The organism is Pseudomonas sp. 8 R 14, from assembly GCF_900005955.1.
Classification (GTDB): domain Bacteria; phylum Pseudomonadota; class Gammaproteobacteria; order Pseudomonadales; family Pseudomonadaceae; genus Aquipseudomonas; species Aquipseudomonas marginalis.
This window is the reverse complement of the sequence record NZ_CVTH01000035.1, coordinates 102376-117083: the sequence shown is the minus strand read 5'-3', so window position 1 is coordinate 117083 and position 14708 is coordinate 102376. Positions and strand designations below refer to the sequence as shown.

Below are 14708 nucleotides of genomic sequence, written 5' to 3'. Positions count from 1 at the left end.
ACCCGGCAGGACGCCGGGTTAGCCGCGCTGGGCCATGGATGGCCCATCGCGGCGGCCCACGCTCCAAAGCCGGAGTGAGGGCACACCGAGCCTAGGCGAGGTGCCGAGTGTTGGGGCGAGGACCTTTTGGTTACTTTTGGGTCCCTCCAAAAGTGACCCGCTGTAAGAGCGGAACCCTAAGTAGCCGTTACCGAAGAAACGGATATGTACTCAATACCACACCACCCCACACACCCCTCACCCCCCACTCATATTCATAAACCGCACCACCTGCACCTCCCCCGCCCCACTGAAATCATGCCGCAACGGCTTGCCCTTCAACCCCCTGTGCAACGCCTCGACCAACGGCCCATCCTCCAACGGATAGCGCCGTAACAACGCGCGAAAATCCAGCGCATCCTCCTGCCCCAGGCACAACAGCAACTGCCCTTCCACCGTCATCCGTACCCGATTACAACTGCCACAGAAATTATGGGAATTAGGCGAAATAAACCCCACCCGCGTCCCAGGATGCCCCGCCAATCGCACATACCGCGCCGGCCCGCCGCTGTTCTCGGTGCTATCGATCAGCCCATGCTCACGGGCAATCACCGCCCGTACTTCATCGCTGGAGCAGAACGTCTCCCCCCGCGATCGCCCCACGTCCCCCAGGGGCATTTCCTCGATAAAACTGATGTCGATCCCCTGGTCGATGGCGTACCGCACCAACGCCGGCACCTCGTCGAAGTTGCGCCCCTTCATTACCACGCAGTTGAGCTTGACCCGCTCGAACCCCGCATCCCGCGCGGCCTCGATACCGTCCAGCACCTGGCGCAGATCACCGTTGCGAGTGATCCCACGAAAGCGTTGCGCATCCAGGCTGTCGAGGCTGATGTTCATGCGCTTGACCCCCGCCTCCACCAATGGCCGCGCCAGTCGCGCCAACTGCGAGCCATTGCTGGTCATCACCAGTTCACGCAAGCCCGGCAGTGCCGCGATGTTGCGGCACAGCCCGACAATGCCCGGGCGAATCAGCGGTTCGCCCCCGGTGAGGCGGATCTTGCGCACGCCCTGCCCCACGAACAGCGCGGCCAGGCGTTGCAGTTCTTCCAGGGTCAACACCTGCTGGCGCGGCAGGAATGTCATGTTTTTCGCCATGCAGTACACACAGCGAAAATCGCAACGGTCGGTCACCGACAAACGCAGGTAATCGATCGAACGGCCCACCCCATCCACCAGGCTCATGTCACTGCACCAACGGTGAGTCGGCGCCCTGCAGCGCGATGCCGCGGATGTCCGCCGCGCCGATCAGGGTTTGCAGGTACTGCACCAATGCCTTCTGCCACACCCCTTGCTGCAACTGGGTGCGAATCGCGACGGCTACCGCTTCATACGGCAACGGCTGGCCTTCGATACGCTGGTCGACGCTGATCACGTGCCAGCCATAACGGCTCTCCAGCGGCTTGGCGGCCAGGCCCGGGGCCAGGGTGAACAACTGGCGCTCCAACTCCGGCACGGTCTGGCCTTTGCTCACCTGGCCCAGCGAACCACCCTGTGCTTTGGACGGGCAGGCCGAGTACTTGAGCGCCAGTTCGGCAAACTGGCCCGGATGTTCTTCCAGCGTCAGCAGCAGGACTTCGGCCTGGGTGTGCGCCAGGTGGCGCGCCTCGGCGTCGTCCGGCGCGCACTCGAGCAGGATGTGCCGCACCGCCAGCAACGGCGCGCTGTGAAAGCGCCCACGGTTGTTCTCGAAGTAGCGCACGCAGGTGGCTTCGTCGCAGTCGGGCACCGTCACCTCGCGCTCCAGCAGCAAACGCGTGGCGGCTTCTTCTTCGTTCTCTCCGGCAGCGATTTCCACCGCCAGGCCCAGCTCGGCGATCCGCTGTTGCAACAGCTCGCGGATCACCAGCGCGCGGGCGGCCAGGTACACCGCTTCCTCGCGGCCGTCGGCCGGGTGGTATTGCAACTCCAGGGCCATGGCCTCGGGCGTGACCGCCACGCCGTTGACGCTGATGATCGGCCATTCCTGTTCACTGCTGGCGATCAACTCCGGCGCCTTGATTTCCTCGAAAGAAGCCTGGGCCACGGCCTCGGCCATCACCGGTTCCTTGGCCGACGAGCCGCAACCACCGCTGCCGCCGTTACCGCCACCACATCCGCATCCTGTAGTCATGACGTTCTCCTCAGTACTTCTGCCGCACGATTTGATAACGACGCCCCAGGTACCAGATCGGCGCGCTGACCATGTGCACCAAGCGGGTAAACGGGAACAGCACAAACAGGGTCAAGCCCAGCGCCACGTGGGCCTTGTAGATCAGCGACACCCGCGCAATCGACTCGGCCGCTTCCACCGGCCGCAACAGCACCACGTTCTGCGCCCAGTCGGCGAGCATCACCATCACCGAGCCGTCCATATGCCCGGTGGAGGCGACGATGGTCAGCAGGCCCAGCAGCAACTGCGCGAGCAGCACCAACAGGATCAGGATGTCCGACGGGCTCGAGGTCGCCCGCACGCGCGGATCGCCCAGGCGACGCTTGACCAGCATCAGCAAGCCCACCAGGCACAGCAGGCCGAAAAAGCCGCCCGAGACCATCGCCAGCAACTGCTTGTTCTCAGTGCTGATCACATGGTGGTAAACCGACGCCGGGGTCAGCAGACCGACAAAATGCCCGGCCAGCACGAACAGCACGCCGATATGGAAGAAGTTGCTCGCCACGCGCATGCCCCGGTTGTTGAGCATCTGGCTGGAACCGGCCTTCCAGGTGTACTGCGACAGGTCGAACCGCGCCCAACTGCCCAACAGGCAGATCGCCAGGGCCACATAGGGGTACACCCCGAATACCAGCAAATTCCACTTAGACATTACCCACCTCCCCGGCGGGCGCTGCGGCCCGGCCTTCTTGCTGAAAATCCACCCAGTGCAACGGCACCGCGCTTTCTTCGCGGGCCTTGCCCGGAGCGCTCGGCATTGAACTGCAGCGGTCCTGTTGCTCGGCCTGCATAAAGTCCACCGCCTCCTCTTCCCAGATTTTGTCCAGGGCTTCGAGGGAGTCGTCCCGCGGTTCGGCGGCGACCTGGGCGCGCAGTTCGGCCACGGCCTGGTGCGGCTCCGCGCCGGCAATCTGCAACAGCGCACGGAAGCAACTGGCATAGCCGCTCTCACGCTCGTCCAGACGCGCAGCGAGCAAGGCCAGCAGGTGCGCCACATCCGCCAGGCCCTCGCGGGCCTCGATGTCTTCGCGGGTGGACAGGAACTCCAGGTACAACGGGATGTAGTCCGGCAGCTCCTTGACGCCGATGGCAAACCCGGCTTCTTCGTACTGGGCCATCATGTCGACCATGGCCTGGCCACGGTCGCGGGACTCGCCGTGCACGTGTTCGAACAACAACAGCGACAGCGAACGGCCCCGGCCAAACAGCGCGCCGTAGTGTTCCTGGCCGTCCATCAGGTCATTGGCGCAGATCAGTTCCAGCAGCTCGAACAACGCACCGCGCTGCTTGGGGCTGATTTCCCGGGATTCGAGAATCGCCTGTTCCAGTTCGTCGCGACCGTTCACCAAGGTTTCAGTGGGGTAGTCCAGCAGCAACGAAATCACTTTAAGAATGCGCATGGCTCAGTCCTCCCAGATCTGGACGGTTTTCAGCACGTCACGGCGGTTGGCTTTCTTGGCGCCGAACATGTTGGTGTCGGAGCTGCCGCTGCAACCGCTGCCGAAGCTGAAACCACAGCCGGAGCGTTCGGCGAACGCGTCGCTCATGGCGTCTTCACGGTGGGCGCTCGGTACCACGAAGCGGTCTTCGTAGTTGGCGATGGCCAGGTAGCGGTACATCTCTTCCACCTGTTCAACGCTCAGGCCGACGTCTTCGAGCACTTGCAGGTCCTGTACGCCATCGACTTGCTGGGAGCGTTTGTAGGCGCGCATCGCCAACAAGCGCTTGAGTGCACGCTTGACCGGTTTTTCATCGCCGGCGGTGAGCATGTTCGCCAGGTAGCGCAGCGGAATACGCAGGCTGTCCACATCCGGGATCACCCCGTTCATGCCCACGGTGCCGGCCGCGGCGGCGTTCTGGATCGGCGACAGCGGCGGCACGTACCAGACCATCGGCAAGGTGCGGTATTCCGGGTGCAGCGGCAGTGCCAACTTCCAGTCGACGGCCATTTTGTACACCGGCGAACGCTGGGCCGAGTCGATCACCGACTGCGGCACGCCATCGGCCAGGGCCTGGCGAATCACCGCCGGGTCATTCGGGTCGAGGAAGATTTCCAGTTGCTTCTCGTACAGGTCCTGCTCGTTGGCGGTGCTGGCCACTTCGCTGATGCGGTCGGCGTCGTACAGCAGCACACCGAGGTAGCGAATCCGACCCACGCAGGTTTCGGCGCACACGGTCGGCATACCGGCTTCGATACGCGGGTAGCAGAAGATGCACTTCTCGGACTTGCCGCTCTTCCAGTTGAAGTAGATTTTCTTGTACGGGCAGCCGCTGATGCACATGCGCCAGCCCCGGCATTTCTCCTGGTCGATCAGCACGATGCCGTCTTCTTCACGCTTGTAGATCGCACCGCTCGGGCAGGATGCCGCACACGCCGGGTTGAGGCAGTGCTCGCACAGACGCGGCAGGTACATCATGAAGGTATTTTCGTACTCACCATAAATGTCGGCCTGGATCTGGTCGAAGTTCTTGTCCTTGCGGCGCTTGGCGAACTCGGTGCCGAGGATTTCCTCCCAGTTCGGGCCCCACTCGATCTTTTCCATGCGCTTGCCGGACACCAGCGAACGCGGGCGTGCGGTCGGCTGGTGCTCGCCCAATGGCGCGGTGTGCAAGTGCTGATAGTCGAAGTCGAACGGCTCGTAGTAGTCGTCCAGGCTTGGCAGGTCGGGGTTGGCGAAGATGTTCGCCAACACGCGGAACTTGCCGCCGATGCGGGGGTTGATCGAGCCGTTGGCGTTGCGCACCCAGCCGCCCTTCCACTTGTCCTGGTTCTCCCACTCCTTGGGGTAGCCGATGCCGGGCTTGGACTCGACGTTGTTGAACCAGGCGTATTCCATGCCTTCACGGCTGGTCCACACGTTCTTGCAGGTGATCGAACAGGTGTGGCAGCCGATGCATTTGTCCAGGTTGAGGACCATGCCGATCTGTGAGCGAATTTTCATCTCAGTTCTCCTCGATGTCAGTCGGCAATGGGCGCGGCAAATCATCGCCGCTGGAGCCATCGAGCCAGTCGACCTTGGCCATCTTGCGCACCACGACAAACTCATCGCGGTTGCAACCGACCGTGCCGTAGTAGTTGAAACCGTAGGCCTGCTGGGCATAGCCGCCGATCATGTGGGTCGGCTTGAGCACCACGCGGGTTACCGAGTTGTGGTGGCCGCCACGGGTCTTGGTGGTTTCCGAACCCGGCACGTTCACGATGCGTTCCTGGGCGTGGTACATCATCACCATGCCTTCCTTGACGCGCTGGCTGACCACCGCACGGGCGGTCAATGCACCGTTGACGTTGAAGCATTCGATCCAGTCGTTGTCTTCGATGCCGGCACGCTTGGCGTCGATTTCCGAGAGCCACACGATCGGTCCGCCACGGCTCAGGGTGAGCATCAGCAGGTTGTCGCTGTAGGTGCTGTGGATGCCCCACTTCTGGTGCGGGGTGATCCAGTTCAGCACAATCTCGGTCTCGCCATTGCTGCGCTTGCCCTTCACCCCTTCGATGGTGCGGGTGTTGACCGGTGGCCGGTAGCTCATCAACTGCTCGCCGAACGCCTGCATCCACGGGTGATCCTGGTAGAACTGCTGGCGGCCGGTGATGGTGCGCCATGGGATGTTTTCATGCACGTTGGTGTAGCCGGCGTTGTAGCTCACGTGCTCGTCTTCCAGGCCTGACCAGGTCGGGCTGGAGATGATCTTGCGCGGCTGCGCCTGGATGTCGCGGAAGCGAATCGCTTCGTGGGCCTTGGAGATCGCCAGGTGGCTGTGGTCGATGCCGGTGAATTCCGACAGCGCGGCCCAGGCTTTCAAGGCGACCTTGCCGTTGGTTTCCGGGGCCAGGGACAGGATCACTTCGGCGGCGTCGATGGCCGTGTCGATTTTCGGCCGGCCGTGGCTGATGCCCGCAGCGCTTTCGTGATGGTTCAGCTCGCCGAGGAACTCGACTTCTTCATCGGTGTTCCAGTTGATGCCCTTGCCGCCGTTGCCGAGTTTTTCCAGCATCGGACCCAGGGACGAGAACTGCTTGTAGATGTTCGGGTAGTCCCGCTCCACCACCGCCATGTTCGGCGCGTTCTTGCCAGGAACCGGCGTCACACCGGCGCTTTTCCAGTCGGTGCCGCCAAACGGCTGGGCCAGTTCGCCGACGCTGTCGTGCATCAACGGGACGGTGACCAGGTCTTGCTCCACGCCCAGGTGGCCGACCGACATGGCCGAGAACGCCTTGGCGATGCCCTTGTAGATTTCCCAGTCGGAGCGCGACTCCCACGCCGGGTCGATGGCCGCCGACAACGGGTGAATGAACGGGTGCATGTCCGAGGTGTTCATGTCGTCTTTTTCGTACCAGGTGGCGGTCGGCAAGACGATGTCGGAATACACGCAGGTGGAGGACATGCGGAAGTCCAGGGTGGTCACCAGGTCGAGCTTGCCGATGGCGCCGTCCTCGACCCATTCGGCCTCGGTGGGCTTGCATTCGGTACTGTGGCCGATGTCTTCGTTCATCACGCCGTTCTTGGTGCCCAACAGGTACTTGAGCATGTACTCATGGCCCTTGCCCGAGGAACCGAGCAGGTTGGAGCGCCAGATAAACATGTTGCGCGGGAAGTTCACCGGGCTGTCCGGCTGTTCGCAGGCGAAGCGCAGGCTGCCGTCCTGCCAGGACTTGACCACGTAGTCTTTCGGCGTCATGCCGGCGGCAGCCGCATCACGGCAGATGTGCAGCGGGTTGGTGTTGAGCTGTGGCGCACTCGGCAACCAGCCGGCGCGTTCGGCGCGGATGTTGTAGTCCAGGGCGTGTTCCGGGAACTGCGATTTGTCGGCCAGCGGCGAGAGCACGTCATGCATGCTCATCTTCTCGTGGCGCCATTGCGAGCTGTGCCCGTAAAAGAAGCTGGTGCCGTTCATCTGGCGTGGCGGGCGGTTCCAGTCGAGGCCAAAGGCCAGGGGCAGCCAGCCGCATTGCGGGCGCAGTTTTTCCTGGCCGACGTAGTGGGCCCAACCGCCGCCGGTCTGGCCGACGCAACCGCAGAGCATGAGCATATTGATCAGCCCGCGGTAGTTCATGTCCATGTGGTACCAGTGGTTCATCGCCGCGCCGACGATGATCATCGAACGGCCCTTGGTCTTGTCGGCGTTGTCGGCGAACTCACGGGCGATCTGGATGGCTTTCTCGCGGCTGACGCCGGTGATCGCTTCCTGCCACGCCGGGGTGCCCGGCACGCTGGCGTCGTCGTAGTCCTTGGCCACGTTCTGGCCGCCCAGGCCACGGTCGATGGCCAGGTTGGCGGCGGACAAGTCGAACACCGTCGCCACTTTGGCCACGCTGCCGTCGGCCAGGGTCACGCTGTGCACCGGCACGCGGCGGAACTGCACGGCATCGCCAGCCACGTGCTGGAAGTGCTCGTGGGCTTCGCCGGCAAAATACGGGAAGGCCACTTCGGCGACGTCGTCACCGATCAGGCTGAGCTTGAGGTCGATGGCGCGGCCTTCACCGCCCTCCTTCGCGAGGATGTTCCACTTGCCTTTCTCGCCCCAGCGGTAGCCGATGGAGCCTTGTGGCGACACCAGTTCACCGCTCTCGTCGAGGGCAATGGTTTTCCATTCCGGGTTGTTGTCCTGGCCGAGGTTGCCGGTGAGGTCCGAGGCGCGCAGGAAGCGGTCAGGCTGGAAGCCGGCGCCAGGGGCGAACCCGGTCATCGGCTTGAGCATCACCAGCACCGGCAAGTCGGTAAAGCGCTTGGCGTAGTCGGTGAAGTAGGCACTCGGTTTATCCAGGTGAAATTCCTTGAAGATCACATGGTTGAAGGCCTGGGCCAACGCGGCGTCGGTGCCCTGCTTGGGGTTGAGCCACAGGTCGGTGAGCTTGGCTACTTCCGAGTAGTCGGGGGTGATGGCCACGGTCTTGGTGCCCTTGTAGCGCACCTCGGTGAAGAAGTGTGCGTCCGGGGTACGGGTCTGCGGGACGTTGGAACCCCAGGCGATGATGTAGTTGGAGTTGTACCAGTCGGCCGATTCCGGCACGTCGGTCTGCTCGCCCCACACCATCGGCGAGGCCGGTGGCAGGTCGCAGTACCAATCGTAGAAGCTCAGGCACACGCCGCCGATCAGCGACAGGTAACGCGAACCCGCCGCGTAGCTGACCATGGACATGGCCGGGATCGGCGAGAAGCCGACGATGCGGTCCGGGCCGTATTGCTTGATGGTGTAGACGTTGGAGGCGGCGATGATCTCGTTGACCTCTTCCCAGTTCGAGCGAATGAAACCGCCCATGCCGCGCTTGCTCTTGTACGAGTCGGCCTTGACCTTGTCCTCGACGATGCTCGCCCACGCCTCCACCGGCGACAGGGTCTGGCGCGCGTCACGCCACAGCTTGAGCAGCGGCTTGCGGATCTTCGGGTACTTGAGGCGGTTGGCGCTGTAGATGTACCAGCTGTAGCTGGCACCCCGTGGGCAGCCGCGTGGCTCATGGTTGGGCAGGTCGTTGCGGGTGCGCGGGTAGTCGGTCTGCTGGGTTTCCCAGGTGATCAGGCCGTTCTTCACGTAGATCTTCCACGAGCACGAGCCGGTGCAGTTAACGCCGTGGGTGGAGCGCACGATCTTGTCGTACTGCCAGCGCGAGCGGTAGACGTTCTCCCAGTCGCGGGACTCCTTACGGGTCTCGCCGTGACCGTCGGAGAATTCGTTTTGCTTGCGGTTGAAGAACCGCAGTTGATCCAGTAAGTGACTCATGATGCTTTCCTCATCAGGCGTGCCGTGGGGTGCGTTGCCCCGCGAATTCGTGGTCGATCAGCAGGGTGTGGCGCAGCCTTTGCGGGCGTACCACCACCAGGTCACGACAATGCAGCTCAGGTAGAAACCGACAAACATGTAGAAGGCCATCGCCGGGCTGCCGGTGGCGGCCATGGATGTGCCGAAGGACTTGGGAATGAAGAACGCACCGAAGGCACCCATGGCCGAGCTGAAGCCCAGCACGGCGGCGGATTCCTTGCCGGCATCCTTGATCGCCTGCTCGCGCTCGGCGGCGGATTTACCGGCACTGGCCTTCTCGTGCTGGGTGCGAAAGATCACCGGGATCATGCGGAAGGTGGAGCCATTGCCGACGCCGGTGGTGATGAACAGCAGCATGAACATGCCGAGGAAACCGTAGAAGCTGCCGCCCTGCCCGTTCACCGGCAAAAAGTGCAGCACGCCGAACACCATCACGATCATCAGCACGAAGTTCCACAAGGTCACCCGTGCGCCGCCCAGCTTGTCCGCCAGCCAGCCGCCGAGTGGGCGTACCAGGGCACCGACCAGCGGGCCGAGGAAGGCGAATTTCAGCGCCACCACATCGGGGAACGAGGTCTTGATCAGCAGCGGGAACGCCGCCGAAAAGCCGATGAATGAGCCGAAGGTGGCCAGGTACAACCAGCACATCAGCCAGTTGTGCTTGCGCTTGAAGATCACCGCCTGCTCGCTGAACGAAGCGCGGGCGCTGGACAGGTCATTCATGCCGAACCAGGCCGCCACGGTGACGGTGAGGATAAACGGCACCCAGATGAAACCGGCGTTCTGCAGCCAGAGTTGACTGCCATCCGCCAAGGTCTGCGGTTGACCGCCCACCAGGCCGAACACGCCGAACGTGATCACCAGCGGCACGCAGAACTGCATCACCGACACCCCCAGGTTGCCGAGGCCGGCGTTCAGGCCCAGGGCCGTGCCTTGCTGCGACTTGGGGTAGAAGAAGCTGATGTTGGACATGCTCGAGGCGAAGTTGCCGCCGCCGAAACCGCACAGCAGCGCGATCAGTACAAACACGCTGTAGGGGGTGTTGGGGTCTTGCACCGCAAAGCCCATCCACAGCGACGGCAGCAGCAGCGACGCGGTGCTCAGGGCGGTCCAGCGGCGGCCGCCGAAGATCGGCACCATGAACGAGTAGAACACCCGCAAGGTGGCACCGGACAGGCCCGGCAACGCCGCCAGCCAGAACAACTGGTCGGTGGTGAACGTAAAGCCGATGGCGTTCAGGCGCACGATCACCGTGCTCCACACCATCCACACGGCGAAGGCCAGCAACAGCGCGGGAATCGAGATCCATAGGTTGCGGGTCGCGGTCTTCTTGCCGCTGGCGCCCCAGAACGCCGGGTCTTCAGGGCGCCAGTCGTGGATCACCGGCCCCGAGCCGGGCTTTTGCGCGATGGACATGTTCATTCTCCTTGGAGAGGTTGGGCGGTTTTGCCCAACAGCGGTTGCTTGCGCATTTCGCTGAAGTACATCCAGGTCAGGGACACCCAGACCACGCCGTACATCAACATGAAGCAGGACGAGCGCACGCCGGTGAGGTCCACCAGGGCGCCAAACAGGATCGGCAGCACAAAGCCGCCCAGGCCACCGGCCAGGCCGACGATGCCGGACACCGCGCCCATGTTCTGTGGGTAGTCATTGGCGATGTACTTGAACACCGAGGCCTTGCCGAACGCGAAGGCGATGCCCATCACAAACAACAGCACGGTGAACAGGGTGGCGTTGAGGCCGATGTGGAAATCCAGGGGACCGTTGACGGTCTGCACCTGCAATTGGGTCTGCGGGTAGCTGAGCAGGAACAGGCAGATCCAGCTCACCCACAGCACCCACCAGGTCACGCTCTGGGCACCCCAGCGGTCGGACATCCAGCCGCCCACCGCACGCAGCACGCCGCCGGGCAGGGAGAAACACGCGGCCAGCAGCGCGGCGCTTTGCAGGCTGAAGCCGTATTCCTGCACGTAGTATTTGGTCATCCACAGCGCCAGGGCCACGTAGCCGCCGAACACAATCGAGTAGTACTGGCAGTAGCGCCACACGGCCGGGTCTTTCAGGCACAGCAACTGCTGGCGCAGGGTGGCGCCGCCAGCACTGCGGTGGGCCTTGTTTTCGCTGGTGAGGAACCAGAACAGCAGCGCGGTGATAAACAGGATCGCGCCGAACACCTTGGGCACCAGGTGCCAGGTGCCGAGGGCGATCAGCGCCGGGGCCAGAAACTTGGTGACGGCGGCGCCCGCGTTGCCGGCGCCGAACACGCCCATGGCAAAGCCCTGGTTGTCTTTGTCGAACCACTTGGCCACGTAGGCGATGCCCACCGAAAACGAACCGCCGGCCAGGCCGACGAACAGGCCCAGCACCAGGAACTGCCAATAGGCGGTGGCGTAGGTGATCAGGTACAGCGGCAGCACACAGGCGAGCATCAACAGGAAGAACACGATGCGCCCGCCGAAGCGGTCAGTCAGCAGGCCCAGGGGCAGGCGTACCAGGGAGCCGGTCAACACCGGCGTGGCGGCCAACAGGCCGAACTGGGTTTCGTTGAGTTGCAGCAGCTCTTTGATGGGTACGCCCAACACGGCGAACATCATCCACACCATAAAGCAGACGGTGAAGGCGAGTGTGCTCATGCCCAGCACCAGGCCTTGTCTCATACGGGGTTGAGTCACGGTATGCGCTCCAGAAAGTGATTTCATGGGCGCAGGTTAGGGGCGGCACCCCCGTGGAACTTGACCCAGGTCAACGTCCGCCTGGGGGGTATGGGGCTATGCTGGCCCCACATACCTCTAAGGAGGTAGTCCTAACAACAAGAGAAAGTCTTTATTTATCAATGGATTGGTCTCTTGTGCCGGTATTTTCCCGTGGGAGGGTTGGCCGGCAATTCTTTAGAGGTAGTGCGCCAGGGATTGCGGTTTTTCAGCCCTTTTCCCTTTGCAGGTGCCGCCATGCAGGCTCTCAACCCCCTTCGATCACGCCGCCATGTTTAACTGGCTGCGCAGCTCCCTGCCCGCTCGCGCCGGCCTGGCGGTAATCCTGATCGCCATTCTCGCCCTTGCCAGCTCCTTGAGCGCCGGCTTGATCGCCTGGTTCAGCCAGGGCGACGCGGCCGCCATCAACACCGCCGGCTCGGTGCGCATGGAGACCTACCACCTCAGCTGGAAACTCGCCGCCGGGGCCCCTGCCGACGAGATCGACGCCATCACCCACAGCCTGCAAGGGCGCCTCGACAGCCAATCGCTCAAGGCGGTGCTCGAAGACGGCCCGCGCAGCGCCCTGCTGCAGAGCTACCAACAGATCCAGCAGCGCTGGGACACCGATCTGCGCCCGGCGCTGGCACGCGGCGACGCGGTGCTGTTCCAGGCCAGCGCACCGGGGTTCGTCGAGCAACTGAACCAATTCGTCAGCCTCCTGCAACAACACAGCGAACAGAAACAGGGCTGGCAGCAAGGCATCCAGGGCCTGGCGCTGTTCAGCACGCTGATCATCCTGCTGATCGGCCTGTATGAACTGCAGTACGGCGTGGTCAACCCCCTGGAAGAACTGGTGCACGCGACCCGGCGCTTTCGTGATGGTGACTTCAAGACCCGGGTCAATCACCGCTCCGAGGATGAACTGGGGCAATTGGCCCTGAGCTTCAACGCCATGGCCGAGACCATTGAACACTCCCACCGCACCCTGGAGAGCCAGGTGCGGCAGAAAACCCTCAACCTGCAACAAGCCAACGCCGCCCTGGAGCTGCTTTACCAGAGCAGCCGCAGCCTGGCCACGCGCCTGGCGAACGCCGAGGGCCTGGATGAACTGATCCGGCGCTTCCAGAAACGCCTGCCGGGGTTGCGCCTGTCGCTGTGCCTGCAAGGGCACTTCCTGGCGCCGGCCCAGCAGATGCTCTCCCTGAATGGAGGGGATAGCCGCAACGTCTGCGCCATCGGTGATTGCGCAACGTGCCAAAAACACAAAGTGGCGCTCCCCCAGGTATTCAGCATCAGCAACCAGGGCTCGGAACTGGGCGAACTCAAGGCCCACTTCGACGATGGCCATCCCCCCCAGGATTGGGAAAAACAACTGATCCAGGCCCTGGCCAACCTGATCGGCACCTCGCTGTCGCTCAAGCGCCAGCGTGAACAGGACCACCGCCTGCTGCTGCTCGACGAACGCACCATCATCGCCCGCGAACTGCACGATTCCCTGGCCCAGGCGCTGTCCTACATGAAGCTGCAGGTCAGCCGCATGCAAACCCTGATCCGCCGTGGCGAACCGGTGGAAACCCTGGCCACCGTCACCGCCGAACTGCGCGATGGCCTGAACAACGCCTACCGCCAACTGCGCGAATTGCTCACCACCTTCCGCCTGCAAATCCACGATGCCGGGCTGGTGCAGGAACTGCAGGAGACCGCCGAAGAGTTCTCGCGGCGTGGCGAGTTCCAGGTGCACCTGCATGTGGACGCCCTGGCCTTCCAACTGTCGGCCAGCGAACAGATCCACTTGTTGCAGGTCACCCGCGAGGCCCTGTCCAATTGCCTGCGCCATGCCCATGCGCAAAACGCCTGGCTGCAACTGCGCCAGGAAGGCGAGACCGTGAGCCTGAGCATCGAGGACGACGGCCGGGGCTTCTGCGGTGAGGTCGACACCCGCGAACACCACGGCCTGACCATCATGGACGAGCGCGCCCGCAGCCTGCATGGCCGCCTCGACATCAGCCCCCGCGAGCCCCAGGGCACCCGCGTGCAATTGCGTTTCCAACCGGAATTTCTCGGCCACTCCCTACAAGGCACCGCCTCATGAACACCCTCACCCGCCACCGTATCCTGCTGGTCGACGATCACCCGATGATGCGCCACGGCATGCGCCAGATGCTTGAACTGGAAGACGACCTGCAAGTGGTCGGCGAAGCCGGCAACGGCCAGGAAGCCCTGGACCAGATCGACACCCTGCAACCGGACCTGGTGCTGCTGGACAACAACATGCCGCACATGAACGGCCTGGAAACCCTGCGCCGCCTGCGCGCCATGAACTATGGCGGCAAGGTGTTGCTGTTTACCGTGTCCGACGCTGAAGACGATATTCGTGATGCGTTGCGCCTGGATGCCAATGGCTATCTGCTCAAGGACATGGAGCCGGAGTTGTTGATCCAGTACATCCGTGATGCGTTGCATGGCGCGTTGGTGATCAGCCCCGGCCTGACCCGCGTACTGGCCCAGGCCCTGCGCTCGCCGCAGCCCCATGGGGCAGTGGAATTGACCGAGCGCGAACGCCAGGTGCTGAGGACGATTGCCAGTGGGCACAGCAACAAGGTGATCGGGCATAAGCTGGGGATTACCGAGGGCACGGTGAAGGTGCATGTGAAGAATTTGCTGCATAAGCTGGGGTTGCGGTCGCGGGTGGAAGCGGCGGTCTGGGCGATGGAGCATTTGCGGCAGGCGGGGTGAGGCTGTTTGAGGCTGAACGCGCGGCAGATAGGGCTGTTGTGGTGAGCGGGCTTGTCCCGCGCTGGGCTGCGTAGCAGCCCCAGTCCAGAAGAATGCGGTGTATCAGACACTCTGTAGACACTGGTTTTGGGGCTGCTACGCAGCCCAGCGCGGGACAAGCCCGCTCACCACAGGGAGATTTGTCTGGGTCTGAAAAGTTGTGTAGAGACTTATGGACATCGGGGGCAAGCTTCCTCCCACATTGTTTACACAAGCCCCGCAAGAGGTACCCCCACAGAGGCATATCAACCCCGCCCCAAGCCCTCTACGCTAGCCCATTGCGGAGGCCC

10 protein-coding genes are annotated in these 14708 nt (G+C 63.1%); 2 read left to right on the top strand and 8 right to left on the bottom strand.

Annotation, left to right across the window (positions count from 1 at the left end; all coding sequences use genetic code 11):
• Positions 1-237: 237 nt before the first annotated feature.
• Genes moaA through BFQ01_RS06435 form a run of 8 tightly spaced genes read right to left on the bottom strand, consistent with a single transcriptional unit; the run spans position 238 to position 11622 of the window.
• Positions 238-1224: a GTP 3',8-cyclase MoaA gene (moaA, locus tag BFQ01_RS06470; protein WP_065924657.1), complete on the bottom strand. Its 987-nt coding sequence runs from the start codon at positions 1222-1224 to the stop codon at positions 238-240.
• Position 1225: 1 nt separating this feature from the next.
• Positions 1226-2152, bottom strand: coding sequence for a peptidylprolyl isomerase (locus BFQ01_RS06465; protein ID WP_065924656.1), 927 nt, complete (start codon positions 2150-2152; stop codon positions 1226-1228).
• A gap of 10 nt (positions 2153-2162) precedes the next feature.
• Positions 2163-2843, bottom strand: coding sequence for a respiratory nitrate reductase subunit gamma (gene narI / locus BFQ01_RS06460; protein ID WP_065924655.1), 681 nt, complete (start codon positions 2841-2843; stop codon positions 2163-2165).
• Entirely contained in the window at positions 2836-3591 is a 756-nt protein-coding gene (gene narJ, locus BFQ01_RS06455) for a nitrate reductase molybdenum cofactor assembly chaperone (RefSeq protein ID WP_065924654.1), read from the bottom strand. The genes narI and narJ overlap by 8 nt, the downstream gene beginning before the upstream one ends.
• Before the next feature lie 3 nt (positions 3592-3594).
• Positions 3595-5133, bottom strand: a complete 1539-nt coding sequence (narH, locus tag BFQ01_RS06450; protein ID WP_027607174.1) for a nitrate reductase subunit beta — start codon at positions 5131-5133, stop codon at positions 3595-3597.
• A gap of 1 nt (position 5134) precedes the next feature.
• On the bottom strand, positions 5135-8908 hold the full coding sequence (locus BFQ01_RS06445; RefSeq protein WP_065924653.1) for a nitrate reductase subunit alpha: 3774 nt from the start codon (positions 8906-8908) through the stop codon (positions 5135-5137).
• Positions 8909-8965: 57 nt separating this feature from the next.
• Positions 8966-10363 (bottom strand): NarK family nitrate/nitrite MFS transporter, encoded by a 1398-nt coding sequence (locus BFQ01_RS06440; RefSeq protein WP_065924652.1) that lies wholly within the window; start codon positions 10361-10363, stop codon positions 8966-8968.
• 2 nt (positions 10364-10365) lie between these two features.
• Positions 10366-11622, bottom strand: coding sequence for an MFS transporter (locus tag BFQ01_RS06435; RefSeq protein WP_141155276.1), 1257 nt, complete (start codon positions 11620-11622; stop codon positions 10366-10368).
• Positions 11623-11932: 310 nt separating this feature from the next.
• Between BFQ01_RS06435 and BFQ01_RS06430 the strand changes: the two genes are divergently transcribed.
• Positions 11933-13735: a HAMP domain-containing protein gene (locus BFQ01_RS06430; protein WP_065924650.1), complete on the top strand. Its 1803-nt coding sequence runs from the start codon at positions 11933-11935 to the stop codon at positions 13733-13735.
• Entirely contained in the window at positions 13732-14379 is a 648-nt protein-coding gene (narL, locus tag BFQ01_RS06425) for a two-component system response regulator NarL (RefSeq protein WP_065924649.1), read from the top strand. The genes BFQ01_RS06430 and narL overlap by 4 nt, the downstream gene beginning before the upstream one ends.
• Positions 14380-14708: the final 329 nt, after the last annotated feature.